The 24,336-nt window shown below is 71.0% G+C and carries 23 protein-coding genes and 1 tRNA gene; 20 read left to right on the top strand and 4 right to left on the bottom strand.

Annotation, left to right across the window (positions count from 1 at the left end; translation table 11 throughout):
• Window positions 1-19: 19 nt before the first annotated feature.
• Complete coding sequence (locus tag F1721_RS29060) at window positions 20-499, bottom strand: NUDIX hydrolase (protein WP_150070010.1); 480 nt, start codon at window positions 497-499, stop codon at window positions 20-22.
• 61 nt (window positions 500-560) lie between these two features.
• On the opposite strand from F1721_RS29060, the gene F1721_RS29055 reads away from it, so the two are divergent.
• Window positions 561-1,592, top strand: coding sequence for a DNA polymerase IV (locus tag F1721_RS29055; RefSeq protein ID WP_170301646.1), 1,032 nt, complete (start codon window positions 561-563; stop codon window positions 1,590-1,592).
• On the opposite strand, the gene F1721_RS29050 is transcribed toward F1721_RS29055, so the two are convergent.
• Complete coding sequence (locus F1721_RS29050) at window positions 1,589-2,230, bottom strand: TetR/AcrR family transcriptional regulator (protein WP_150070008.1); 642 nt, start codon at window positions 2,228-2,230, stop codon at window positions 1,589-1,591. The two genes, F1721_RS29055 and F1721_RS29050, sit on opposite strands and share 4 nt — an antisense overlap.
• Before the next feature lie 91 nt (window positions 2,231-2,321).
• On the opposite strand from F1721_RS29050, the gene F1721_RS29045 reads away from it, so the two are divergent.
• From F1721_RS29045 to F1721_RS29030, 4 genes are all read left to right on the top strand, one after another.
• On the top strand, window positions 2,322-3,146 hold the full coding sequence (locus F1721_RS29045) for an oxygenase MpaB family protein (RefSeq protein WP_246155377.1): 825 nt from the start codon (window positions 2,322-2,324) through the stop codon (window positions 3,144-3,146).
• A gap of 220 nt (window positions 3,147-3,366) precedes the next feature.
• Window positions 3,367-5,088 (top strand): TIGR03767 family metallophosphoesterase, encoded by a 1,722-nt coding sequence (locus F1721_RS29040; protein ID WP_150070007.1) that lies wholly within the window; start codon window positions 3,367-3,369, stop codon window positions 5,086-5,088.
• Window positions 5,089-5,163: 75 nt separating this feature from the next.
• A complete protein-coding gene (locus tag F1721_RS29035) occupies window positions 5,164-6,060 on the top strand; it encodes a universal stress protein (RefSeq protein ID WP_150070006.1) in 897 nt (298 codons plus the stop codon).
• Window positions 6,061-6,712: 652 nt separating this feature from the next.
• The gene (locus F1721_RS29030; protein WP_150070005.1) at window positions 6,713-7,840 is read left to right on the top strand and encodes an NDMA-dependent alcohol dehydrogenase; all 1,128 of its coding nucleotides are present in this window, start codon (window positions 6,713-6,715) and stop codon (window positions 7,838-7,840) included.
• 47 nt (window positions 7,841-7,887) lie between these two features.
• Here F1721_RS29030 and mftR read toward each other — a convergent pair whose 3' ends face one another.
• Window positions 7,888-8,754 (bottom strand): mycofactocin system transcriptional regulator, encoded by an 867-nt coding sequence (gene mftR / locus F1721_RS29025; protein ID WP_342782951.1) that lies wholly within the window; start codon window positions 8,752-8,754, stop codon window positions 7,888-7,890.
• Between the two features lie 85 nt (window positions 8,755-8,839).
• Between mftR and mftA the strand changes: the two genes are divergently transcribed.
• The 14 genes from mftA (at window position 8,840) to F1721_RS28955 (ending at window position 21,496) form a co-directional block, all read left to right on the top strand.
• Entirely contained in the window at window positions 8,840-8,941 is a 102-nt protein-coding gene (gene mftA / locus F1721_RS29020; RefSeq protein WP_093149417.1) for a mycofactocin precursor MftA, read from the top strand.
• Window positions 8,941-9,213 (top strand): mycofactocin biosynthesis chaperone MftB, encoded by a 273-nt coding sequence (gene mftB / locus F1721_RS29015; RefSeq protein ID WP_150070004.1) that lies wholly within the window; start codon window positions 8,941-8,943, stop codon window positions 9,211-9,213. Before mftA ends, mftB begins: the two co-directional genes overlap by 1 nt.
• Before the next feature lie 15 nt (window positions 9,214-9,228).
• Window positions 9,229-10,416: a mycofactocin radical SAM maturase gene (mftC, locus tag F1721_RS29010; RefSeq protein WP_150070003.1), complete on the top strand. Its 1,188-nt coding sequence runs from the start codon at window positions 9,229-9,231 to the stop codon at window positions 10,414-10,416.
• On the top strand, window positions 10,413-12,320 hold the full coding sequence (locus tag F1721_RS29005; RefSeq protein WP_150070002.1) for a mycofactocin system FadH/OYE family oxidoreductase 1: 1,908 nt from the start codon (window positions 10,413-10,415) through the stop codon (window positions 12,318-12,320). The genes mftC and F1721_RS29005 overlap by 4 nt, the downstream gene beginning before the upstream one ends.
• Window positions 12,317-14,266 (top strand): mycofactocin system FadH/OYE family oxidoreductase 2, encoded by a 1,950-nt coding sequence (locus F1721_RS29000; protein ID WP_150070001.1) that lies wholly within the window; start codon window positions 12,317-12,319, stop codon window positions 14,264-14,266. The genes F1721_RS29005 and F1721_RS29000 overlap by 4 nt, the downstream gene beginning before the upstream one ends.
• Window positions 14,263-15,204: a mycofactocin-associated electron transfer flavoprotein alpha subunit gene (locus F1721_RS28995; RefSeq protein ID WP_150070000.1), complete on the top strand. Its 942-nt coding sequence runs from the start codon at window positions 14,263-14,265 to the stop codon at window positions 15,202-15,204. The genes F1721_RS29000 and F1721_RS28995 overlap by 4 nt, the downstream gene beginning before the upstream one ends.
• Window positions 15,194-16,489: an FAD-dependent oxidoreductase gene (locus F1721_RS28990; protein ID WP_150069999.1), complete on the top strand. Its 1,296-nt coding sequence runs from the start codon at window positions 15,194-15,196 to the stop codon at window positions 16,487-16,489. Before F1721_RS28995 ends, F1721_RS28990 begins: the two co-directional genes overlap by 11 nt.
• A gap of 9 nt (window positions 16,490-16,498) precedes the next feature.
• Window positions 16,499-16,783, top strand: a complete 285-nt coding sequence (locus F1721_RS28985) for a ferredoxin family protein (RefSeq protein ID WP_150069998.1) — start codon at window positions 16,499-16,501, stop codon at window positions 16,781-16,783.
• Window position 16,784: 1 nt separating this feature from the next.
• Complete coding sequence (locus F1721_RS28980; protein ID WP_150069997.1) at window positions 16,785-17,624, top strand: mycofactocin-associated electron transfer flavoprotein beta subunit; 840 nt, start codon at window positions 16,785-16,787, stop codon at window positions 17,622-17,624.
• A complete protein-coding gene (locus F1721_RS28975) occupies window positions 17,621-18,403 on the top strand; it encodes a mycofactocin-coupled SDR family oxidoreductase (protein WP_150069996.1) in 783 nt (260 codons plus the stop codon). Before F1721_RS28980 ends, F1721_RS28975 begins: the two co-directional genes overlap by 4 nt.
• Window positions 18,400-19,743: a mycofactocin biosynthesis glycosyltransferase MftF gene (mftF, locus tag F1721_RS28970; RefSeq protein ID WP_150069995.1), complete on the top strand. Its 1,344-nt coding sequence runs from the start codon at window positions 18,400-18,402 to the stop codon at window positions 19,741-19,743. Before F1721_RS28975 ends, mftF begins: the two co-directional genes overlap by 4 nt.
• Entirely contained in the window at window positions 19,740-20,426 is a 687-nt protein-coding gene (gene mftE, locus F1721_RS28965; protein WP_150069994.1) for a mycofactocin biosynthesis peptidyl-dipeptidase MftE, read from the top strand. The genes mftF and mftE overlap by 4 nt, the downstream gene beginning before the upstream one ends.
• A gap of 54 nt (window positions 20,427-20,480) precedes the next feature.
• Window positions 20,481-20,554: transfer RNA gene (locus F1721_RS28960), tRNA-Pro, on the top strand.
• Between the two features lie 60 nt (window positions 20,555-20,614).
• On the top strand, window positions 20,615-21,496 hold the full coding sequence (locus tag F1721_RS28955) for an LLM class flavin-dependent oxidoreductase (protein ID WP_170301645.1): 882 nt from the start codon (window positions 20,615-20,617) through the stop codon (window positions 21,494-21,496).
• A 118-nt stretch (window positions 21,497-21,614) separates the two neighbouring features.
• Here the strand turns inward: F1721_RS28955 and F1721_RS28950 are convergent, their stop codons facing one another.
• Window positions 21,615-22,178: a TetR/AcrR family transcriptional regulator gene (locus tag F1721_RS28950; RefSeq protein WP_211840679.1), complete on the bottom strand. Its 564-nt coding sequence runs from the start codon at window positions 22,176-22,178 to the stop codon at window positions 21,615-21,617.
• A gap of 219 nt (window positions 22,179-22,397) precedes the next feature.
• Between F1721_RS28950 and F1721_RS28945 the strand changes: the two genes are divergently transcribed.
• Window positions 22,398-23,870 (top strand): MFS transporter, encoded by a 1,473-nt coding sequence (locus F1721_RS28945; RefSeq protein WP_211840678.1) that lies wholly within the window; start codon window positions 22,398-22,400, stop codon window positions 23,868-23,870.
• Window positions 23,871-24,336 lie beyond the last annotated feature (466 nt).

Genomic DNA, 24,336 nt, shown 5'->3' with positions numbered 1-24,336 from the left:
CGCCGTCCGAGGCGGGTTCTCAGGGCAGGCGACCAGATTCGCGCAGCTCGTCGAGAAGGCGGTCGACGAAGGCGGTCTGCGCCGGGTTGAGCTTCTCGCGCGCGGTGGCCGGGTCGCACCACAGGGCGCGGTCGACCTCCGGGAACAGCTGGCGGCGACCCGAGCGCGGCGGCCACTCCATCTCGAACTCGTTGCTGCGCAAGGAGGTCACATCGAAGTCACCCTCGACCGCCCACGCGGTGACGAGCTTGCCGTTGCGCTGCTTGACCTCTCCGAGCGGCAGCAGATCGCGGTCGGTCAGCGCGGTGCCGGTCTCCTCGGCGAACTCCCGGATCGCAGCCGCCTGCGCGTCCTCGTCGGGGCCGTGCTCGCCCTTGGGCACCGACCAAGCACCCGCGTCCTTGTTCTTCCAGAACGGCCCGCCCGGATGGACCAGCAGGACCTGCGGGGCACCATCGACGAGTCGGAACAGCAGGATGCCAGCGCTTCGCTTGCTCATGCCGCCAGTGTCGCGCACCCGAGACCTGGCGGAATCGGCGGAACCCGTCGATGCTGGCAGCGTGGAACGCGTCGTGCTGCACGTGGATCTCGACCAGTTCATCGTGGCCGTCGAGCTGTTGCGCCACCCCGAGCTGCGGGGACGGCCGGTGCTCGTCGGCGGCAGCGGCGACCCGACGCAGCGCGGAGTGGTGGCCGGAGCCTCCTACGAAGCCCGCGAGGCCGGGGTCCGCTCCGGGACACCGCTAAGGACGGCGGCGGCCCGCTGCCCCGAGGCGGTGTTCCTGCCCGCCGACAACGAGACATACCTGGCGGCCTCGGCCGACGTGATGAACGCGCTGCGCGACCTGGGCGGCATCCTGGAAGTGGCCGGGTGGGACGAGGCGTTCATGCTGGTCGACACCGAAGACGCCGAGCGGACCGCGCGCGTGGTTCAGCAGCAGGTTCGGGAGCGCACCGCGCTGGCGTGCTCGGTGGGCATCGGCGACAACAAGCTCCGCGCGAAGATCGCCTCCGGGTTCGCCAAGCCCGCCGGGGTGTTCCGGCTGGAGATGGCCAACTGGGTCGAGGTCATGGCCGAGCTGCCCACCGATGCGCTCTGGGGCGTCGGCGCGAAGACCGCGAAGAAGCTGGCCGCGCGGGGCATCGCGACCGTCGGCGACCTGGCCCGCACGAAGATGGCCGACCTGGCCGGCGAGTTCGGTCCCAACGTCGGGCCGTGGCTGGTCGCGCTCGCGCACGGCTACGACTCGACACCGGTCACCGACGAGCCCTACGAGGCCCGCTCGCACGGCCGCGAGGTGACCTTCCAGCGGGATCTCCGCGACGTCGAGGAGATGCGCGCGGAGGTGCGGCGCCTGTCGCACGTGGTGGCCGCCGACCTCGCCGCGGAGGACAAGCTGGCCCGCCGCGTCGTGGTCAAGGTGCGCAACTCCAGCTTCGCCACGCACACCCACGGCGTGTCGCTGCCGAGTCCGACGCGCGACGCCGAAGCCATCGAGCGCGCTGCTCGCTCCGCGCTGGACCGCTTCCCGCTCGACCGGCCGGTCCGGCTGCTCGGCGTCCGCGCCGAGCTGCCGCGGACCAAGGCCTAACCGTCGGCCGCCGCGGTCCCGAACCCGGCTGCGATGGCCAGGAAGACCTCGGTGCAGTGCTCGACGAGGCCGCGCTCGTCGAGCCGCAACGTGCCGTCGAGCCAGGCGGTCAGCGTCTGCGCCAGCCCACCCACGATGAAGTGCGTGGTCAGCTCCAGGTGCGGGCTCTCGGTGATGCCGTAGAAGTCCTGCGCCTGGCCGCCCAGCAGCGCGGCGAACAGCCGTGAGGAGTCCAACCGCCGCTGGGCGAGCAGCGGGCTGCTCAGGCTGACCGAGAACAGCAGCCGACCGCGCCGCGGATCCCGCCCGATCGTCCGCACGATGTTCTCCAGCCCGGCGAGGACCTTCGCCCGCTCGTCCGGGCCAGCGGTGGTCACCGCCTCCAGCGTGGTGGTCGCCAGGTCGTCCACCACGTGGTCGTACACCGCTGCGGCCAGCGCGTCGCGGTCGGCGAAGCTCTCGTAGAAGTAGCGCGTCGCCAACCCCGCCTGCTGGCACGCACCGCGCACCGTCAGGGCCGGGCCGTCACCGGCGGCACCGAGCAGGTCCAGCCCGGCTTCGAGCAGCTGCGCCCGCCGTTCAGCTCGGCGGTGATCGCCCCGCACCCCGCCGTAGACCCGCAGTGGAGTCGTGCTCATGGGCACATCTTGACAGATCGGCGAGGCCGCTGGTTCCCTAACTGAAAACGGCCGTGTGCAGAATTGGCCTCGGTGCGGAGGGCGGCGGACGGTGACTGTTTCGGCGGACACGACCACCCGGGTCCGGAACGCGGTGACCGGGGCGGGGCTCCTCGCGGGCAATGCGAACGTGATCATGCAGCTGGCCAGGCCCGGGGTGGGCTACGGCGTGGTGGAGAGCCGGGTGGAGAGCGGGCAGCTGTTCCGCCACCCGATCAAGCGGACCCGCACGACGCTCGCCTACATCGCCGTGGCGACGATGGGCACGGAGCGCGAGCGAGAGCTGTTCCGGCGCGGCGTCAACCGAGCGCACGCTCAGGTGCGCTCGACCGACTCCAGCCCGGTCGCCTACAACGCCTTCGACCCGGATCTTCAGTTGTGGGTGGCAGCATGCCTGTTCAAGGGTTTCGAAGACCTCTACCTCCTCTTCTTCGGCGAGCCCGACGCGGAGACCGCCGAGGCGTTCTACCGCGACGGCGCGGCTCTGGGCACGACCCTGCAAGTGCCTCCTGATGCGTGGCCGAGCGACCGCGCCGCGTTCGAGCGCTACTGGACCGAGTCGCTGGACCGGATCTCCATCGACGACACGGTGCGGAACTACCTCCTCGACGTGACGATGCTGGCCTGGCTGCCGCGCCCGCTGTCGCTGCTGTTCGGCCGGTTCAACCGGTTCGTCACCACCGGGTTCCTGCCCGAGCCGTTCCGCGCGGAGATGCGGTTGCCCTGGACCGCTCGGGATCAGCGCCGCTTCGACCGGTTGATGGCGGTGGTCGCCGCGATCGTCCGCTGGTCGCCGCCGGTGCTGCGGCGCTTCCCGTTCAACCTGGTCCTCTGGGACCTCCGCCGTCGGATCCGCACCGGCCGTCCGCTGGTGTGACCGGCGGGCAGGTCGACGTCGTCGGGGCTCGTGCGGGCGGGTGATCCGGCCTGCTCCGGAGGTCGGAGCCGATCCCCGATCGCATCGGCCACTGTGGACGTTCCTGGGTGTCGCCAGTTGTTCGCACGTTCGTCACCTGTCTGGGGGTGGACTGCGCCCATCGAACATGAAAGATTTTCTGATCAGTTCGATGATCAGGGCGCACGGACTGGGAACCGACATGGCAGGGATCGACAGGCGCGGCTTTCTCCGAGCTGCGGGCATCACCGGAGCGGTACTCGGCAGCGGGTTGCTGAGCGCGGCACCTTCGTTCGCACGGGGCACGCGACCGCAGCTGGCGTACAGCGCGGGCACCACGCTGCAGGCCGCGGCGCAGCCCGAAGCCGGTGAGGGCTACCGGCGGCTCACGGCCGGTCCGGGGTGGCCGCAGGTGGTCCGCACCGACCTGGTGGTGGGCAGGACGGACCGCGTCGACCGCCGGGTCCCGGTGGTCGCGTTCACCCAGTTCACCGACCTGCACGTGGTCGACGCGCAGAGCCCGGCCCGCTTCGAGTACGTCCACCCGCTGGCCGGTGGCGCGTTCCGACCGCAGGAAACGCTCACCGCGCTCGGCGCGGCCCACTTGGTGCGCCGGGTGAACTCCCTGCCCGGAGCCCCGGTGACCGGGCGTCCAATCGACTTCGTGATCACCACCGGGGACAGCACCGACAACCACGAACTCGCCGAGCTGGACTGGTACTTCGGCGTGCTCAACGGTGGCCGGGTCGCGCCGAACACCGGTGACCCGAACGCCTACGAAGGCGTGCAGGACTCCGGGGACCCGCTGTACTGGCACCCCGACGGGGGCGTCGCGGACCGGTACCGAGAGCTCGGGTACCCGGTGCTGCCGGGATTGCTCGGTGACGCCCTCCGCCCCTTCGACAGCCCGGGGCTGCGCATGCCCTGGTACGCCGTGTTCGGCAACCACGACAACAGTGTCGTCGGAACGGTGCCGGACCAGCTGATCCCGGGCCTCGCCGACTGGTACACCGGCTCGCGCAAGATCATCGGCCGGGACGAGCGGGAGAAGCGCGAGATCGTGGCCCTCATGGAGGGGCGCAGCCAGCAGCGGACGGCCAGCGTCATGGACACCCGCACCGGGCTGATCCGCACCGTCACCCCGGACGAGCGGCGCAGGCCGTTCGACACCGAGGAGTTCATCCGGGCGCACCGGGACCCGGCCAACACCGGGCCCGGCCCGGTCGGCCACGGGTTCAGCTCGGACCACGACGAGCCCTACTACACCTTCCGGATCGCCCCCGGCGTGACCGGTATCAGCCTGGACAGCACCAACACGGCGGGCTTCGCCGAGGGCTCGCTCGGCCTGGCCCAGTTCCGCTGGCTGGAGAAGGTGCTCACCGCGGGCAGCTCGGAGTACTACGACGAGCTCGGGCGCAAGCAGCGGCAGTCGGTCACCGACGAGCTGTTCCTGCTGTTCAGCCACCACACCAGCGGCACGATGACCGCGCTGCTGCCCGACTTCCGGCGGCCCGGCGAGATCCGCAAGAGCGGCGCCTCGGTGGTGCGGCTGCTCAAGCGCTTCCCGAACGTGCTGGCCTGGGTCAACGGGCACACGCACCGCAACACGATCACCCCGCACCACGCCGACGACCCGGCCTGCGGCTTCTGGGAGATCAACACCGCCTCCCACGTGGACTTCCCGCAGCTGGCCCGGATCATCGAACTGGTGGACAACGAGGACGGCACGCTGTCGCTGTTCACCACGCTGGTCGAAGCCGACAGCCCCTACCAGGCCGACTACGACGACCGGTCCCCGGCCGCGCTCGCCGCCCTGTACCGGGAGCTGTCCTTCAACAACCCGCACACCGATCTGGCCCAGCTCGGCGAGCTCGGCGACCGCAACACCGAGCTGCTGGTCCCCGGCCGCATGCCGACCCGGTAGCGGCCGTCCCGACGAGCACGGTCCGGCGAACTCGCCCACCCTGGTGGTGTCCTGCACAGCGCTGGGAGGACCGGGATGAGCGAGGTCGGGCACGTGGTGGCCGGGGTCGACGGCTCCGCCGTGGCGCTCAACGCCGCGCGCTGGGCGGCCCGCGAGGCAGCTCGACGCCGGTCCGGGCTGCGGATCGTCTACGCCGACCCCACCACCACGCCCGTGCTGCCGGAGCTCCCCGGCCTGCACTGGCCGAAGGAGCACCGCGACCAGGTGCGCGAGCAGGTCGCGCACTGGCTGGACGTCGCCGCGGCCGCGGCGCGGGAGCAGGCGCCGGAGGTCGCGGTGAGCACGGCGGCCTGCGCGGGCTCGCCGGAGCAGGTGCTGATCGCCGAGTCCGGAACGGCTGACCTGGTCGTCGTGGGCGATCGCGGGTTCGGCGGGTTCACCGGGCTGCTCGCCGGAGCGGTCGCGGTGAAGGTCGCCGCGCACGCCCGGTGCTCGGTCGCCGTCGTGCCGGACACCGGCGATCCGCTCACCTTCCCGGTCACCGGTCCGGTCCTCGCCGGTGTCGACGACGACCGGTCCGCCGAACTCGTGCTGGCGCACGCCTTCGCCGCCGCGTCGGACTGGGGCGTCCCGCTGCACGTCGTGCACACCTGGGAAGTGGTCGGCATCGACCTGAAGTGGTTGCGTGCGCGGCTGCCCGCCGACGTGGTCGGGGAGGACGAGGCGAGGTTCGTCTCGGAAGCCCTCGCCGGTTGGGGCGAGCGGTACCCGGACGTCGAGGTGTACAGGTTCGTCGGGCGCGGTGCGCCGACCGCCGAGCTGCTCTCGCGAGCGCGAGAGGCGCAGCTGGCGGTGGTGGGTGCACGTGGCCGCGGCGGGGTGGCGGGGGCGCACTTGGGCTCCACGAGCCACAAGCTGCTGCACCACTCGCCATGTCCGGTGCTGATCGTCCGCAGTTCCGCACCCGCATGAGCTGCCTGCGGGGGAGAACGCGGTCGCGGTTCCGCTGTTGACCGTGTTCCACCGGTACTTCGACAACATGTCTGGTCTCCTTCTCGTTCTTCGCGTTGATTCGTGCGTTGCGACAGCCGAGCTGGTTGTTTCGGACATATGTGTACACAGTGGATTCATGCTCTGTGGCAACTGGTTTCACGATCCACTGTCGACTGTCGCCGAGTGCGCCGCGAGTTCCTGGCGTGCTTCCAGTGTTCCAGCTCTCGAACGTGGATTCGAGCGATTATCGGTCCCTCGATGAGGTGATCAACTTTGAGGGAAGTTCACTTTTCCGTTGGGTAGAGTGGATTTTGGCGATCGGAAGCGGGCAAGTCCGCTGAAGTTCCTGTGCCGCCAGCCAATGCGCGCCCGCGAGCGGACTGACTTCCTGGCGTGCGGGCGATCCCCCCGCGGAGGAGTGCGGCATCGGACGTGTCGTCACCGGGAAATACGTCTTCCGTTCGTCGGGCTTCTCCGGCGTTCCGTGGACAGTGGCACGTCTGGGGTTCCGGGGGCGTCGGCGGCCAGGTGGCGGGGCGCGAGGTTCGTCGAGGCAGGCCCTTGACTGTGATCACGCGACTTCCCATGCTCGGCAAGCCATACGTCGGCGCCCATTCGACGAGGAGTGGATATGAAGACCAAGGCCGCACTGCTGCACGGTCCGGGCAAGGACTGGGAGGTCGATGAGATCGAACTGGGGGATCCCGTTGCCGGAGAGGTGCAGGTGCGGCTGGCGGCCTCGGGGCTGTGCCACTCCGACGAGCACCTGCGCACCGGTGCCAGCCCCGCCGCGTTCTACCCCGTCGTGGGCGGGCACGAGGGTGCCGGGGTGGTCACCAAGGTCGGCCCCGAGGTCTCGGGCTTCAAGGAGGGCGACCACGTCGTGCTGGCGTTCATCCCCGGCTGCGGCACCTGCCGCCCGTGCGCGCGGGGCATGCAGAACCTCTGCGACGCGGGTGCGGGCCTGCTGACCGGCCGGGCGATCTCCGACGGTACCTACCGGGTGACGCACCGCGGCAACCCGGTCGTGCCGATGTGCCTGCTGGGGACCTTCGCGCCGTACGTGACGGTCAACCAGGCGTCGGTGGTCAAGATCGAGGACGACATCCCGCTGGACAAGGCCGCGCTGCTGGGCTGCGGGGTGTCCACCGGCTGGGGCTCGGCGACCGAGATCGGCGACACGCGCGCTGGCGACACCGTGGTCGTCGTGGGCATCGGCGGCGTCGGGATCAACTCGGTGCAGGGCGCTGCGGCGGCGGGTGCGCGGTACGTGGTGGCGGTCGACCCGGTGGCGTTCAAGCGCGAGAAGGCCCTGGAGCTGGGCGCGACGCACGCCTTCGCCTCGATGGAGGACGCTGCGGGGGCGGTCTCGGAGCTGACCTGGGGGCAGAACGCCAACACGGTGATCCTGACGATCGGCGACACGACCGGGGAGCACCTGCAACCGGCGGTGTCGATGACCGCCAAGGGCGGCCAGGTGGTGGTCACGGGCATGGGGCACCACACGCAGATCGACGCCAAGCTCAACCTGTTCGAGCTGACCCTGCTGCAGAAGCGGGTGCAGGGCGCGATCTTCGGCGGGGTCAGCCCGCGCAGCCAGATCCCGCGGCTGCTGGAGCTCTACCGGCACGGCACGCTGAAGCTGGACGAGCTGGTCACCACCACCTACCGGCTTGAGGACATCAACACCGGTTACCAGGACATGCGCGACGGGAAGAACCTGCGCGGCGTGGTGATCTACGACGACGCCGACTACTGATCGGCCCGGGCCGGGTGCCGCGCCGCGGTGCCCGGCCCCGTTCCGGCTCACGGGTCGGCGAAGGAACGCCCCGTGGCGGCCAGCTCCTCCCCGAGGATCCGGATCGCTTTGGGGCCGACGCCGTGGATCTTCAGCAGGTCGGCCGGGGTGACCTCCGCGAGCTGGGCGTACCGGGTGTACCCGTGGGAAGCCAGCTCGCGGCGGGCGACCTTGCCGATCCGCGGCGTGAACTCGGATTCGTCGGGGGACGGCCGGGCCACCCGGCGTCTCGACTCGTCCCGGGGCTCGTCGTCGGGCCCCGATCGCGCCGCGTCGGCGAATCCGGCGGCGAGTTCGCGCATTGCCGAGTCCAGCAGGTCGGTGAGCTCGGCGTCGGGTTCGTCGAGCCACCGCTCGTAGGCGGCGAGCGCGACTCCCAGCGTCGCATGCGCGATGGTCTGGGGCGCGAGGGCGTCGGCGGGGTGTCCGGTGCGCTCGCCGACGAACTCGGCGATGACCTGCCGCCAGGCCTGGAAGCGCAGGGTCGAGTGGGCTTGCAGCGCCGGGATGCCGAGGATCAGCCGCATCCGGCGCCGGTGCGCCGGGACCTGCTCGCGCGGCACCCGGTTGAACTCGACCAGGCAGCGCCGGATGCAGTCCATCAGCGGGGCTCCGGCGGGGGAGGCGCGCAGGTCGGCGCGAAGCCGGACCAGCTCGGCGTCGAAATCGCCCCACGGGACGTCGTTCTTCGACGGGAAGTAGTGGAAGAACGTCCGGCGCGCGATGCCTGCGGCGCGCGCGATGTCGGTGACGGTGGTGTTCTCGAACCCCTGCTCGTCGAACAGGTCGAAGGCCACCTGCTCCAGCTCGGCGGCACTGGTCACGCGCCGTCGTCCACCGGTTCGCGCGGTTGCTCCAACAGTGTTGCGCTCCAAGATTTCCTGCCCCAGTCCTTCCAAAATGCACCGAGTGCAAATACGGTGTCGGCGGTGGATCGGTCAACGTCGACAGGAGCATCCCATGGCTGAGGAACAGGTCGAAGCGGGAACCACCGAGCCGGTCGTCGAGGAGGAGCTGCTCGTCGAGGAGGTCTCGATCGACGGGATGTGCGGGGTCTACTGATGACCACCGCGGCGGAGTTCGACACGAGCCTGGGCTACCGGTTGAATCCGCAGGTCGCGCTGCGCCCCGAACCGTTCGGGGCGCTCGCGTACCACTTCGGCAACCGGAAGTTGTCGTTCTTGAAGGTTCCCGAGCTGGTGGAGCTGGTGCGCGGGTTGGGCGAGCACGCCAGCGTCGAGGACGCGTTGCTGGCCGTGCCGCAGGAGCGGCGGCCGCAGTTCCGGCGGGCTCTTGCCTCGCTGGCCGCCTCGGACATGATCCGGCCCCGTTGACGGAGTGGAGACGACGTGACTGCGGTGGAACCGGTGCCCTCCCTGGTCGAGCAGTTCAAGGGCGGGTTGGACGCCCCGATCTGCCTGACGTGGGAGTGGACCTACGCCTGCAACCTGGCCTGCGAGCACTGCCTGTCGTCCTCGGGCAGGCGCGATCCGCGGGAGCTGAGCACCGCCGAGATGAAGGCGGTGATCGACGAGCTGCAGCGGATGCAGGTGTTCTACGTCAACGTCGGCGGTGGCGAGCCGACGGTGCGGCCGGACTTCTGGGAGCTGCTGGACTACGCCGTCCAGCACCAGGTGGGCGTGAAGTTCTCCACCAACGGCCTGCGGATCGATCGCGAGCGGGCCGAACAGCTCGCCGCCACCGACTACGTGGACGTGCAGATCTCGCTGGACGGCGCCACGCGGGAGGTCAACGACGCGGTCCGCGGGCCCGGTTCGTTCGACATGGCGATGCGGGCGCTGCAGAACCTGTCGGACGCCGGGATGCGGGACTTCAAGATCTCGGTCGTGATGACCAGGCAGAACGTCGCGCAGCTCGACGACTTCCTGGCGATCGCCGAGGAGTTCGGCGCGCAGCTGCGGATCACGCGGTTGCGGCCGTCGGGGCGCGGCGCGGACGTGTGGGACGAGCTGCACCCGACCGATGCGCAGCAGCACGAGATCTACGCCTGGCTGGTCGAGCACGGCGACCGCGTGCTCACCGGCGATTCGTTCTTCCACCTCAACGCGCTGGGGTCCACCCCGCTGCCGGGGCTGAACCTGTGCGGTGCGGGCCGGGTGGTGTGCCTGATCGACCCGGTGGGTGATGTCTACGCCTGCCCGTTCGCGATCCACGACGTCTTCAAGGCGGGCAACGTCCGCGGCGAGGGCGGGTTCGCGCGGGTGTGGCGGGAGTCGGAGCTGTTCACCGAGCTGCGCCAGCCGCAGTCGGCCGGTGCCTGCCAGTCGTGCTCGGCGTTCGACGCCTGCCAGGGCGGCTGCATGGCGGCGAAGTTCTTCACCGGTCTCCCGCTGGACGGCCCCGATCCGGAATGCGTGAAGGGGCACGGCGAAACAGCACTGTCTGTTGTGGACCGAGGTGGGCTGCCGAAGCCGTCGCAGGACCACTCCCGGTCGTCCCGGCGCAAGGTGAGTCTGGGGCTCCCGGCCGTCCCGGCCAAGCCCTGCGACTCCAGCCCGCTGGCGGCTGGTGCATGAACCTCGCGGACAGCGTGCGGCTCGGGTCCGCCGATGCCCCCTCCCGGGTGATGTTCGGGCCGCACGAGACGAACTTGGGCCGTGGGCGGGCCATCTCGGACCGCCACGTCGCCTACTACCGGGCGCGCGCGGCCGGTGGAGCAGGCGTGATCGTCACCGAGATCGCCAGCGTGCACGCCTCGGACTGGCCCTACGAGCGGGCCCCGCTGGCGGCTGAGTGCGTTCCGGGGTGGGCGGCTGTCGCGGAGGCCTGCCGTCCGCACGGCACGATCGTCCTCGCCGGGCTCGGCCACGCCGGGGCGCAGGGATCTTCGGCGTTCTCCCAGCAAGCGTTGTGGGCGCCGTCGCGGGTGCCGGACGTGGTCAGCCGCGAGCTGCCGATGGAGGTCGAGCAGGAGCAGATCGGCCAGCTGGTGGCCGGTTTCGCGACGGCGGCGCGTTCGGCCGTGCGCGCGGGATTGCACGGCGTGGAGCTGGAAGCTGGCCAGTTCTCGCTGCTGAGGCAGTTCCTCTCCGGCCTCACCAACCACCGCGCCGACAGCTACGGCGAGGACCGGGTGCGGTTGCTGCACGAGGTGCTCGCCGCTGTCCGGGACGCGGTCGGGGACGGTGTCGTGGGCTTGCGGCTGTCCTGCGACGAACTCGCCCCGTGGGCGGGCATCACGCCGGAGCAGGCCGCCGAGATCGCTCGGGCGGTGTCGGGGCGGATCGACTACCTCGTGGTGGTGCGCGGATCCGCGATGGCGACCTCGGCGACCCGCCCGGACCTGCACACCGAGCCGGGCTTCAACATCGACCTCTGCCGCCAGATCCGCGAAGCCGTGCGTGCCGACGAGCACCCGCCGCAGGTGGTGCTGCAGGGCAGCGTCGTGGACCCGGGGCAAGCGCAGTGGGCTCTGGACGACGGCGTCGCGGACCTGGTCGAGATGACGCGGGCGCAGATCGCCGAGCCGCGGCTGGTCGAGCTGGTGCGCTCCGGGCATCCGGGACAGGTCAGACCGTGCGTGCTGTGCAACCAGAAGTGCCGGGTGCGGGACAACCGCAATCCGATCGTCTCGTGCATCGGCGAGCCGTTCAGCGGACACGAGGGGACCGGGGAGGTCGGTGCGCCCACCGCTCCGCGGGATGTGCTGGTCGTCGGCGGCGGCCCGGCCGGGATGGAAGCCGCGCGCGTGTTGGCCCTGGACGGGCACGCGGTGGAGATCGTCGAGCGCGGTGACCGGCTGGGCGGGGCATTGCTGCTGGCCGCGAAGGTGGGCGGTCGTGCGCGGCTGCGGCGGATCGCGGACTGGCTGGAGGCGGAGGTCCGTCGGCTCGGGGTGCGAGTCACCCTCGGCACCGAGGTCACCGACGTGGACCTGATCGGCCGGGACGCGGTGGTCGCGACCGGCTCGGTGCCGGGTCCGCACGCCTACGACGACCTCGGCGGCACCGTCCTCGACGTCACCGATCTGCTGGCGCACGACGTGCTGCCGGAGGGACCGGTCGTGGTGTTCGACCCGATCGGCGACGCGGTGGGTGTCGGGGTCGCCGAGCTGCTCGCCGAACGGGGGCGGGACACCGCCATCGTCACCCAGGACCAGGTCGTGGGCACCCAGCTCGCCCTGACCGGGGACCTGGCCGATGCCAACGGGCGCCTGCAGCGCGCAGGGGTGCGTTTGGAGAAGCGCTCGCTGCTGCGCGAAGTACACCCCGACCACGTGGTGCTGGAGGACGTCTTCACCGCCCAGCGCCGCGACGTGCCCTGCGCCGCGGTCGTCCACTGCGGACACCGTTTGCCGAACCCGGAACCGGCCGGGATGCTGCGCGCCGGGGACTGCGTGGCGCCCCGGACGGTCCACGAAGCGATCCTCGAAGGCCGCCGCGCCGCCCACCGGATCACCGCACTGGAGGGCGCGCGATGAGCGAACACCGCTACCTGTTCTCGCCGCTGCGGATCGGCCCGCTCACCGTCCGGAACCGGATCGTGTTCTCCGCGCACCTGACGAACTACGCCCAGGACGGGGTCCCGACCGACCAGCACGCCGCATACTACGCAGCGCGCGCTGCGGGCGGCGCCGGGCTGATCATCACAGAGGAGCACTCAACCCATCCGACCGACTGGCCCTACGAGAAGCTGATCCACGGCTTCCGGCCCGAGGCGGTGCCCGGGTACCGGCGGATCACCGAGGCGGTCCACGCCCACGACGTGCCGATCCTCGCGCAGCTCAACCACAACGGCGGACAGGCGTCCTCGATGTACTCCAGGCTGCCGGTGTGGGCCCCGTCCGCGGTGCCCGACCCGATGTTCCGCGAGGTGCCCAAGGCGATCGACGCGCACGAGATCGCCGAGGTCGTGGCCGGGTACGGCACCGTGGCCGGGCACTGCGCGGAAGGCGGCTTCGACGGCGTCGAGCTGCAGTGCTCGCACTCCTCGATCGTGCGCGGATTCCTGTCCCCGGCGACGAACGTGCGCACCGACGCCTACGGCGGACCGCTGGCCAACCGCGCCCGGATCCTGCTGGAGATCATCGACGTGGTCCGCGAGGCGATCGGCCCGGACCGGGCGCTCGGGGTCCGGCTGTGCGGGGACGAGCTGATCGAGGGCGGCACCACCATCGACGAGGCCGTCGAGGTCGCGCGGATGGTCGAGTCCACCGGGAAGGTCGACTACATCAACACCTCGATCGGCGTGGCCACCTCCACGCTCTACATGATCGAGGCGTCCATGACGATCCCGCCCGGGTACGCGCTGTTCATCTCCAACGCGATCCGCCGCGCGGTGGACCTGCCGGTGGTCGGCGTCGGCCGGATCAAGGACCCGCTGCAGGCCGAGCGCGCGCTGGAGGAGGGGCACTGCGACCTGGTCGGCGTGGTGCGGGGCCAGATCGCGGACCCGGACTTCGCGGCGAAAGCCCGCTCCGGGCACCGCAGCGACATTCGGACCTGCCTGTCCTGCAACCAGGAGTGCGTCGGGCGGATGGGCCTGAACCGGTGGCTGGGCTGCATCGAGAACCCGCGCACCGGGCGCGAGGCCACCCCGCTGCCCATGCCGCGACTGCGCAAGCGGGTGCTCGTGGTCGGTGGCGGGCCAGCGGGCCTGCAGGCCGCCGCGACCGCGGCCGAACGCGGCCACCACGTGACCCTGTTCGAGCGGGAACCGGCCACCGGCGGCCAGGTAGCGGTCGCCGCCACCGTGCCCAGCCGCGCCGAGTTCCTCGACGTGGTCCGCAACCTCCGCGCGGAGTGCGAGCGCTTCGGCGTGGACATCAAGACCAACGTGACCGCCACGGCCGAGATGCTGCGCGCCGAGCACCCCGACGTCGTGGTGCTGGCCACCGGCGCTCGCCCGCAGCCGGTCCACTGGGCGGGGGAGGCAGAGCGGGTCGTGGACGTCCGCGACGTGCTGGAGGGGCGGGCCGTGCCCGAAGGCGATGTGCTCGTGGTCGACGAACTCGGCTTCCACCAGGCGGCTTCGGTCGCCGAACTGCTGGCCGACCGCGGGTGCCGGGTGCAGATCACGACCCCGGGCATGGTGGTCTGCCAGGACCTGGGCGTGACCTTGGACATGGAGACGTTCAACATCCGCGCGCACGCGAAGGGCATCGAGCAGCGCACCGACGAGGTCGTGATGTCCGCAGCGGCCGAGCCCGACGGCGTTGTCCTGCAGGTCCTCAAGCACACCACCGGGAACACGGTCGAAGCGCGTTTCGACTGGGTCGTCTGCGCAGCTCACCAAGCCCCCGAGGACCAGCTGTGGCACGAGCTGAAGGGCTCGGCGTTCGCGGTCCACCGCGTCGGCGACTGCATCACCCCGCGTCGCGCGCACGCCGCGGTGGTCGAAGGGCACCGATTGGCGGTGAGCTTGTGACCGAGCTGCCCGACCTGCTGGCCGTCGTGGTCGTCCGCGAGGCGGCGCTGCCCAGCGGAGCCGATGAAGCCGCCGCCGAATGCGGGGGAGCGGTCCTGCTGGTCGGGACGGGAACCCGCGCGGCCGCCCACGAGCTGACCGCCGCGCGGAAGATCTGGATCTGCGAGGTCCCGCGCGTCGCCCCGGGCGCGTTGGCCGCAGCACTCGCCCCGGTGCTGCAAGGCGTTCCGGTCGTGCTGCTCCCGGCATCCCCGGACGGCCGCGATCTCGCCGCCAGGCTGGCCTTCGATGCGGATCGGCGGCTTCTCGCCGGAGCCGCCCGGTGCACCTCGACGCACGTCGAACTGTCCAGAGTGGATGATCGGCTGGCGGTGGAGGTCGAGCTCGACGGACCGGTCGTGGTCACGCTCCAACCGGGGGCACGCGGAGTGCCCGAACCGCTGCCGAGCCCGGAACCGGTGGAGCTGGTCGCAACGCTGCCCGATGACGTCCTCGACGCCGAGACGGTCCAGGTCCTGGCCCCCGACCCGGAAACCGTCGAGCTCACCGAAGCCGAGCGCATCCTCGGTGCGGGCGCGGGTCTGGTCCGGCCGGGCGAGGACGGCACCGCGGTGATGCGCACGCTCACCGAAGTCGCCGCCGCGCTCGGCGCATCGGCCGGGGCGACCCGGGTCATCACCGACGCCGGGTGGGCCGACCACGACCGCCAGATCGGCACCACCGGGGTGGTCGTCGACCCGGACCTCTACGTCGCGTTCGGCATCTCCGGAGCGTCCCAGCACGTCGGCGGACTCGGCCGTCCCGAGCACGTGATCAGCGTGAACACCGACCCGTCCTGCCCGATGACGGCGATGGCCGACCTCGGCATCGTCGCCGACGCCCCCGAGGTCCTGCGCGAACTCGCCCGCCGACTGAACGGAGCCACCGATGAGCGCTGAGCGGGTGGACGCGGTGGTGGTGGGCGCGGGACCAGCCGGATCAGCGGCCGCGCTGGAGCTGGCCCGCGCGGGGCGCAGCGTCGTCCTGCTGGAACGCGGGCCCTTCCCCGGCGCCAAGAACGTCTACGGCGGGGTCGTCTACGGCCGGGTCCTCGACGAGGTCCTGCCGAACTGGTGGGAAGAGGTGCCGGTGCAGCGCTGGGTGACCCGCCGCAGCACGATGGTCCTGACCGGCACCCAGGCACTGACCGTCGACTTCCGCACCCAGGACTGGGGGAGCGCGCCGCACAACGGCATGACGACCTACCGCGCCGACTTCGACTCCTGGCTGGCGGGCAAGGCGGTCGAGGCCGGAGCGCAGCTGGTGACCTCGACCGTGGCCACCGAGCTGCTGCGCGAAGGCGGGCGGGTGGTCGGAGTCCGCACCGACCGCCCGGACGGCGACATCCGCGCCGACGTGGTCATCGCCTGCGACGGCGTCAACTCGTTCCTCGCCAAGCAGGCCGGGCTGCTGCCCACGACCGACCCCGCGCACCACACCCTCGGCGTCAAGGAGACCCTCGCGCTGCCGCGCCGGGCCATCGAGGAGCGGTTCGGGCTGCGCGGCGACGAAGGCGCGGACTTCGAAGTCCTCGGCTGCACCGGCGGAATCCCGGGCGGCGGGTTCCTCTACACCAACCGGGACACGATCAGCGTCGGCGTGGTCCTGTCGCTGACCGGACTGGCCGAGTCGGGCCGCCGTCCCGAAGACGTGCTCGCCGACTTCAAGGCCCACCCCGCCATCGCCCCCTACCTGCGCGGTGCGGAGCTCAAGGAGTACTCCGCGCACATGATCCCCGAAGGCGGTTACCGCAGCATGCCGCCGCTGAGCACCGACGGCATGCTGATCGCCGGCGACGCCGCTGCGATGTGCCTGGCCGCCGGGATCTGGCTGGAGGGCGTCAACTTCGCCATCGGCTCCGGGCTGGCCGCGGGCCGCGCCGCGGCCGAAGCCATCGCCACCGGGAGCCGCGACCTGACCGGCTACCGCAAGCGGCTCGAGGACGACTTCGTCCTGACCGACCACAAGAACCTGCAGCGCGCGCCCCACCTGGTGCTCTCCGACCGGGTCCAGCGGCAGTACCCGAAGCTGCTCTGCGATCTGGCCCAGGAGGTCTTCACGGTCCGCAACCCGGAGCCGAAACCGGGGTTGCGCAAGCTGTTCCGCCGCACCGCCGCCCGGCACGGCATCCGCCTGCGCGAACTCGTCGCGGACGCCTGGGCGGGATTCCGGACCTTCGGGTGAGGAGCGACCATGCACGAGATGTCCTTCGCGGACCGGATGTCCACCGTCGAGTTCGACGTCGGCGACCGCCCGCACATCACGGTCGACACCGAGGTCTGCCGCTCCTGCACCACCAGGGCGTGCGTCCCGGCGTGCCCGGCGAAGCTGTTCGTGCCGACCGATGATGGCGGAATCCTGTTCAACTACGAGCAGTGCTTCGAGTGCGGCACCTGCTACCAGCTCTGCAACTCGGCGGGCGCCATCACCTGGACCTACCCCGACGGCGGGCACGGCGTCGTGTTCCGGAAGGGCTGACATGCAGATCGTCGCAGCGCTGAGCTGGTCCTGGCAGCGGATCGAGGTGGACCCGCTGACCGGAGCCCTCGACGCCGACCACCGGGGCGTCAACGCCGCCGAACTCGCAGCGCTGGAACACGCTCTCAGGCTCGCCGAGGAGCTGGACGGCCGTGTGCTCGCGGTGACGGTTGGGCCGCCAGAAGCGGATGAGGTGCTGAGAACGGCTTTGGCCGCAGGAGCGCACGAGGCGATCCGAGTCGAGCGCGAGACCCCACCCGACGCCCGCTGGTTGGCGTCCAACGGCGCCGAAACCGCTCGGGCGATCACAACTGCGCTGACCACAACCCCCGACCTGGTGTTGTGCGGCGACCGGTCGTCCGACGGCGCAACCGGTGCGACACCGGCGTTCTTGGCAGCCCGCCTCGGTGCCGCGCAGGCGCTCGGCGTGGTCAAGCTCGAAACCGACGGACGCGCGATCCTGGCCCACCGGCGCTTGGACGGCGGTAGCCGCGAAGTGCTCCGCCTGCCCGCCCCCGCGGTTGTCTCCGTCGAGGGCGGCACCCGTCTGCGCCGAGCGAGCCTCCCGGCCGTGCTGGCCGCTCAACGCACTCCGATCCGCTCAGTACCGTTCGAGACTCGCCCGGGCCCTATGGTCGTGGCCCGCCCGCGCCGCCCGCGCCCGCGAGAACTCCCACCCCCGGTCGCGCCGACCGCGCACCGCCGGATCCTGGAGCTCACCGGTGCGCTCGTCGAGCGCACCCCGCCGACGATCGTCGGTCCGCTCTCGGCGCCAGAGGCAGCCGACGCGCTCCTGGGATATCTGCAGCGCCACGGCTACCTCAATGTGGAGCAGTCATGAGCAGGGTCGCGATCGTCACCGGTGCGGCGCGCGGAATCGGCGCGGCCGTGGTCCGGCAGCTGGCCACCGAGGGCTGGCGCGTGGTCGCAGTCGACGTCTGCGCGGACCTCCCCGGTGCCTCGTACTCGCTCGGCGCCCGTGAGCAGCTGCGGGAGCTGGCCGATCAGTGGCCGGGTTCGGTGCGCGACGTCGTGGCCGACGTCCGCGACGACGCTGCTGTCCGGCAGGCCGTCGAGGTGGCCGAAGCCGAGTTCGGGGGAGTCGACGCAGCAGTCGCGGCGGCCGCGGTGATGGCAGGTGGCCAACCGCTCTGGGAGACCACCGACGAGCAGTGGAACGCGTTGTTCGACGTCGGAGTCCGAGGCGTGGCGAACCTGGCCCGCGCCACCGTGCCGAAGATGCTGCAGCGGCCGCAACCCCGCTCCGGCCGCTTCGTCGCGCTGGCCTCGTCGGCCGCGCACCGCGGCCTGTACCACCTCGCCGGGTACAACGCCGCCAAGCACGCAGTGGTCGGCCTGATCCGCGGTCTGGCGACCGACCTGCGCGGTACCGGCATCACCGCAACCGCGGTCTCGCCCGGGTCGACCCGCACCGACATGCTCACCGCCACCGCGGCCTACTACGACCTGCCCGACGTCGAGGAGTTCAGCCAGCACCAGCTCGTCGAACGACTCCTGGAACCCGAGGAGGTCGCAGCGGCGGTGTGCTGGCTGTGCGGCGAGAAGTCCTCGGCGATCACCGGCACCGTGGTGCACGCCGACGGAGGTTTCACCGCATGACCCTCCGGCTGGAGCCAGACCCCGGCCTGCGCCGCTTCGCCGACGGCCGGACCCTCGCCGGAGGCACACCGTTCCGCGTCCTCCGGCTGAGCGCAGCAGGAGCGCGGCTGGTCGACGGCTGGCTCGACGGCGAGCCGGTGACCACCGGCGCGGGGCTCGCGCAGCGCCTGGTCCGAACCGGCATGATGCACCCGCGCCACGAGCAGTCGCAGTTCCGTCCCGAGGACGTGACGCTGGTTCTCCCGGTGCGCGACGACCCCCACCACGCGCCGGACTCGGCGATCGTGGTCGACGACGGCTCCCGGCACCCGATACCGGGAGCGGCGGTCCGCCACGAGGTCCCCCGCGGTCCCGCAGCAGCCCGCAATGCGGGCCTGCAGCTGGTCACCACACCGCTGGTGGCGTTCCTGGACGCCGACGTCCACGCCGAACCAGGCTGGCTCGAACCGCTGCTCGGCCACTTCGAGGACCCCGACGTGGCGGCCGTGGCACCTCGTGTCCGCAGCACACCCGGTGACTCCGCGCTGGCCCGCTACGAGAGCGCGAGATCCCCGCTGGACCTCGGCGAGCAACCCGGCGTGGTGCAGCCGGGCAGCCGGATCAGCTACGTGCCCACAGCAGCCCTGGTGGTCCGGACCGAGGTGCTCCGCGAGCTCGGCGGATTCGACGAGGACCTCCGCTTCGGCGAGGACGTCGACCTGATCTGGCGCCTGGCCCGGAACCACCAGGTCCGCTACGAACCCGCAGCCACCGTGCACCACCAGCCGCGCCGAACCTGGCCCGCCCTGCTCCGCCAGCGCTTCAGCTACGGAACATCAGCCGGACCGCTCGCCACCCGCCACGGCACCGCAGTGGCCCCGCTCCGCACCTCGCTGTGGAGCGCGCTCACGTGGGCCCTGATCAGCACCCGCCGAACCGGCCCGGCCCTCGCCGTCACCGGTGCAGCGGCGGCCCTCCTGGCGCGCAAGCTCGGCAAGACCGGAGTCCCCGCGGTGGAGTCGGTGCGCCTGACGGCGCTGGGCACCCTCGGCGCTGGCCGCTACCTCGCTGACGCCATCGGCCGCCCCTGGGCCCCGATCGCCGCGCCCTTGCTGGCCGCGAGCCGAACGGGCCGCCGGATCCTGACCGCGGTGGTGCTGAGACACCTGCTGGACTGGGCCCGCGAACGCCCGCCCCTGGACCCGGCCCGCTGGACCCTGGCCCGCCTCGCCGACGACGCGGCCTACGGCTGCGGAGTGCTCCGCGGAGCACTCCGAGCGCGCACCTCCACTCCGCTGCTGCCGGTCCTGACCGACGTCGGGGGCCGCAGCAGCGTCCCGACGGCGGGGGAGCGGCCATGACGAACCTGGCGGACCTCACCTGGCCGGACCTCGCCGAACCGGCCGTGCTGGCGGTGCCGGTGGGAGCGACCGAGCAGCACGGCCCCCACCTGCCCTTCACGGTGGACACCGAGATCGCGGTGGCCCTGTGCGAACGCCTGGCCCAGCACCGCCCGGTCCTGGTGGCCCCACCGGTGGCCTACGGCTCCAGCGGCGAGCACGCGGACTTCCCCGGAACCCTGTCGATCGGCCAACGAGCGGTGGAACTGCTCCTCCTGGAACTGGTCCGCTCAGCGGACGGATACGCGGGAGTGGTCCTGGTCTCGGCCCACGGAGGCAACGCCGAACCCCTCAACCGAGCCCTCCGAACCCTCCGAGCGGAGAACCGCCGAGTCCTGGCCTGGTCCCCGTCGGCCAGCCCCGACGACACCCACGCGGGCCGCACCGAAACATCGGTGATGCTGGCCCTGCGTCCGACAGCGGTCCGCCTCGACCGGGCCGAACGGGGCACCACGACCCCGCTGCCGGACCTCCTGCCGACCCTCCGAGCACAAGGCCTGGCGGCGGTGACGCCCACCGGAGTCCTCGGCGACCCCAGAGGGGCGACGGCGGAGGAGGGCAACCGGATCCTGACGACCTGGACCCGCTCCCTGAAGACGGCCGTCGACGCCTGGACCTGCGAAAATACCGAACGAGGGGGGTAGATGATCGCCCGTTCAGAGGTGCGGTAAGCTATCGGCACACCCCAAGAGGTGAGTCGGGATGTAGCGCAGCTTGGTAGCGCACTTGACTGGGGGTCAAGGGGTCGTGGGTTCGAATCCCGCCATCCCGACGGAGCGAAGAGCCCGTTGATCAGCACGTAAGTGCAGGTCAACGGGCTTTTCGCATTGCGGTGTGGATCTTCGGTGATCACTCCGGAGGTGCGACCGCGATCCTGATCGACCGGCTCGCCAGCGCCTCCACCACGATCCGCGTCGGTTCCGGTGGGGTCATGCTGCCCAACCACCCGCCGCTGGTGGTGGCCGAGCAGTTCGGCACTCTCGGGGCGCTGCACTCCGGCCGCATCGATCTGGGCATCGGCCGGGCTCCGGGCACCGACCCGATCACGGCCCGGGCGCTGCGCCGGACCGCGGACTTCGGGGCGAACGACTTCCCGCACCAGCTCGACGAGCTCATGCACTACATGAACCGGGACAGCTCGGGCCACATCGCCGCCGTGCCGGCGCCGGAGAACTGGCCGCCGCTGTGGTTGCTGGGCACCAGCCCGAACACAGCGGCCCTGGCCGGTGCGATGGGTGTTCCGTTCGCCTTCGCCCATCATCTCCGCCCCGACGCGACTGCCGCATCGCTGCAGGCGTACCGGGAATCGTTCCAGCCGTCGGCGCACCTGGCCGAGCCTTACGCGATCGTGGCCGCGGTCGTCAGCGCAGCCGACACCGACGAGCGCGCTGAATGGCTTCTGGGACCGATGAAGCTCGCCTTCGCCTTAGGCGCGGCGGACCCGAAACCGTTCCACAGCCCCGAGGACGCCGCGAAGCACTCCCTCAGCGCCGAGCAGGAGCTGCGCGTGCAGGCGCAGTTCGGCCCGCAGATCGTCGGCAGCCCGGAGACCGTCCGCGACCAGGTGGGAGACCTCGTGTCCCGCACCGGCGCCGACGAGTTGATGGCGCTGACCGTGATCCACGACCACGAAGAGCGAGTGCGGTCTTACGAGCTGCTGGCCGAGGCGGTCAGGCAGAGCTCCGGCGACCGCGAGCGCGTCGACGCCGGCTGAGCAGGCCGGGCTGGCGGGACCGGAAGCGCGCTCACCGCTTCGTCGTAGCGCGCCTCGCCCGCCAGCCCCGCGCTGACCGGTCGTCCGTCCGGGTCGCCGCACGACTCCGGCACCTCGATCACTCCGCGGTCTTCGTCCTGACCAGCGGCAGCAGGACCTCGTCGACGATCGCCACGAGGAACTCGTCCGAAGTGGACGGCTCACCCCCCGTGACGCAATGGTGCGTCACCAGAGCGGCACCGGTGCGGGCGACGAGATCGGTGACGGCCTCCGGGCGGACCTCACCGCGGTCGCGCCCGGCCCGCAGGACCTCCATGATCCGATCGACGCACGGGTCGATCACCTCGGTGTTCACCAGCGTGCGGACGAGACTGGAATCGCTGCCGACCTCGGCGGAGACGATCTGGAACGCCGTGCCGTAGGAAGCGGCGAAGGCGTCGCGAAGGAACTCGACGAACCGCAGCAGGTCGGCGCGCAGGTCGTCGGTGAGCTCGATATCCCACGGGGACGGCAGGATTCCGCGCAGGGCGTCGGCCACCAGCTCTTCCTTGCCGGACCACCGCCGGTACAAGGCGGACTTACCGGTCTGCGCAGCGGCCGCCACGGCTTCCAGGGTCAGGCCGGCGTACCCGGACGTGCGCAGCTGCTCCAGGACCGCATCGAAAATGGCCTGCTCCAGCACTTTGCCCCGTCTGCGGGTCGCGCGGGGGGCTGGGTCCGTCGTTCTGCTCACCGCCGCGGGCATCGCTTCACCTCGTTTTTCCCGGGAGGACAACGGGGCGCGTTGCATCGCTGAAGCCCCCTGCCCTATAGTGGACGGCGCGTCCACTATTCGGGGAGGCCTTTCCGTCGCCCACGGCGCCACCCCGAACTTCTCCTTGCAGCCTAACAGGAGGCACCCATGTCGACCTCGTCGACATCCGACACGATCAGCCAGGAACCACCAGGACAGCGCATATCCGGCCGACTCGGGATCGCGCTGACGCTCATCGTTTCCTGCGAGCTGATGCTGATGCTGGACACCACGATCCTCAACGTGGCCCTGCCCAGCATCAAGACCGGGCTCGGATTCTCCGAGGCCGGACTGGCCTGGGTCGTCAACGCCTTCGCGCTGGCCTTCGGCGGGCTGCTGCTGCTGGGCGGACGAGCCGGTGACATCATGGGCCGCCGGTCCGCCTTCATGGTGGGAACCGCGGTGTTCACCGCCGCATCGCTGCTCGGCGGAGTGGCGCAGTCGGCGGAGTGGTTGATCGCCGCCCGCGTGCTGCAAGGCGTCGGCGCGGCGCTGGCCGGCCCGAGCACGCTCGCCCTGCTGGTCACCCACTTCGAAGAGGGCCCTCGCCGCAACCGCGCCCTGGGGGTCTACTCGACCGTGACCGGATCCGGCATGGCGCTGGGCCTCCTGCTCGGCGGCGTGCTCACCGCCTCGGCGTCCTGGCGCTGGGTGCTGCTGGTCAACATCCCCATCGGCCTGGCCGTAATCCTGCTCACGCCGCGCTACCTCGAGCAGTCCGAGAAGCAGAGCGGCCGGTTCGACGTCATCGGCGCGCTCACCTCCACCCTCGGGATGACCGGGCTGGTCTACGGTTTCATCCGCGCCGCGGACAGCTGGACCGACCCCATCACGCTGGTCTCGTTCGCCGTCGGCATCGCTCTCCTCGCGGTGTTCCTCTTCAACGAGGCCAAGGCGAAGCAGCCGATCATGCCGCTCCGGTTGTTCGCCAGCAGGAACCGGACGGGCTCCTACCTGGCGATGCTCCTGGTACCCGCGACGCTGTTCGGCATGTTCTTCTTCCTCACCCAGTTCCTGCAGCAGGTGCAGGGACTCAGTCCGCTGCTGTCCGGCCTGGCGTTCCTGCCGATGGCGGCCTCGCTGTTCATCGCCGCGCAGGTGGTCAGCAAGGTGCTGCCCGCGCTCGGGCCCAAGATCACCGCTCTGATCGGCATGAGCGCCGTGGCGCTCGCGATCGGCTGGCTGAGCCTGCTCTCGCCCGACAGCGCATACCTCACCGCGATGTTCGGACCGATGGTCTTGTTCGGCGCAGGCGTCGGCTTCACCGTGGTACCGCTGAACATGGTCATCATGTCCGAGGTACCCGCGGAGGACACCGGCGCGGCATCCGGCGCCCTGCAAGCCTTCCAGCAGGTCGGCGGGTCGCTCGGACTTGCCGTGCTGATCCCGATTTTCGCCGCCGCAGCGCAGGCGACGCGGGACGCACCGCCTGCCGGCCTGGCCACGGAGCAACTGCAGCTCCACGTGCAGACCGCAGGGACCAACGCCGCCTTCGCCGCAGGCGCGATCTTCTCGTTGGCGGCCCTGGTGGTACTGCTCGTCACGATCCGGACCAAGCCGAGCGAACCCGCCGGGGCGTAAGGCGTTCCCGAACCGAACACTGCGCGCAACACGCCGTTCATTCGATACCGAGAAAATGGTGACACGATCACCCGATCGGAACCATTTTCTCGGTATCATCAGCAAACTCGACCAGATCGCGGCCGCGCATCCTCCGGATGGCGGAATCCGCAACAGCCATTCACCGCCACCGGATCCGAAAACCGCCGGCAGTCCCAGTATGTGAACCTAGCATCACCCGGAAACAGTAGTATGAGAATCCCGAAAGGAGCAGCCGATCAGGGCAAGAACGAAGCCCGCATACTGGGGAGGAAATTTCTGTTGGTCACCGAGAGGCGCTCGAACCCGTTACCACTTCACTGAGCCTTTTTCATCTTGTTTCGTGTTGGAGGGTGAGGATGGCTTGGGCGAGGGTGCTGACTTGGTGTGGGCAGCAGCGGACGCGGTCGAGGACGTGCCAGTTTTTGAGGGTGGCGAAGCCGCGTTC

Source organism: Saccharopolyspora hirsuta (assembly GCF_008630535.1).
Classification (GTDB): domain Bacteria; phylum Actinomycetota; class Actinomycetes; order Mycobacteriales; family Pseudonocardiaceae; genus Saccharopolyspora; species Saccharopolyspora hirsuta.
Note: the sequence above shows the minus strand (reverse complement) of the source record. Positions and strands in the feature narration are given on the sequence as shown.

Coding starts and splice junctions, on each gene's coding strand:
- F1721_RS29060 (WP_150070010.1), bottom strand. CDS start 499: ATGAGCAAGCGAAGCGCTGGCATCCTGCTGTTCCGACTCGTCGATGGT.
- F1721_RS29050 (WP_150070008.1), bottom strand. CDS start 2,230: ATGAGCACGACTCCACTGCGGGTCTACGGCGGGGTGCGGGGCGATCAC.
- F1721_RS29040 (WP_150070007.1), top strand. CDS start 3,367: ATGGCAGGGATCGACAGGCGCGGCTTTCTCCGAGCTGCGGGCATCACC.
- F1721_RS29035 (WP_150070006.1), top strand. CDS start 5,164: ATGAGCGAGGTCGGGCACGTGGTGGCCGGGGTCGACGGCTCCGCCGTG.
- F1721_RS29030 (WP_150070005.1), top strand. CDS start 6,713: ATGAAGACCAAGGCCGCACTGCTGCACGGTCCGGGCAAGGACTGGGAG.
- mftA (WP_093149417.1), top strand. CDS start 8,840: ATGGCTGAGGAACAGGTCGAAGCGGGAACCACCGAGCCGGTCGTCGAG.
- mftB (WP_150070004.1), top strand. CDS start 8,941: ATGACCACCGCGGCGGAGTTCGACACGAGCCTGGGCTACCGGTTGAAT.
- F1721_RS29005 (WP_150070002.1), top strand. CDS start 10,413: ATGAACCTCGCGGACAGCGTGCGGCTCGGGTCCGCCGATGCCCCCTCC.
- F1721_RS29000 (WP_150070001.1), top strand. CDS start 12,317: ATGAGCGAACACCGCTACCTGTTCTCGCCGCTGCGGATCGGCCCGCTC.
- F1721_RS28990 (WP_150069999.1), top strand. CDS start 15,194: ATGAGCGCTGAGCGGGTGGACGCGGTGGTGGTGGGCGCGGGACCAGCC.
- F1721_RS28985 (WP_150069998.1), top strand. CDS start 16,499: ATGCACGAGATGTCCTTCGCGGACCGGATGTCCACCGTCGAGTTCGAC.
- F1721_RS28980 (WP_150069997.1), top strand. CDS start 16,785: ATGCAGATCGTCGCAGCGCTGAGCTGGTCCTGGCAGCGGATCGAGGTG.
- F1721_RS28975 (WP_150069996.1), top strand. CDS start 17,621: ATGAGCAGGGTCGCGATCGTCACCGGTGCGGCGCGCGGAATCGGCGCG.
- mftF (WP_150069995.1), top strand. CDS start 18,400: ATGACCCTCCGGCTGGAGCCAGACCCCGGCCTGCGCCGCTTCGCCGAC.
- mftE (WP_150069994.1), top strand. CDS start 19,740: ATGACGAACCTGGCGGACCTCACCTGGCCGGACCTCGCCGAACCGGCC.
- F1721_RS28945 (WP_211840678.1), top strand. CDS start 22,398: ATGTCGACCTCGTCGACATCCGACACGATCAGCCAGGAACCACCAGGA.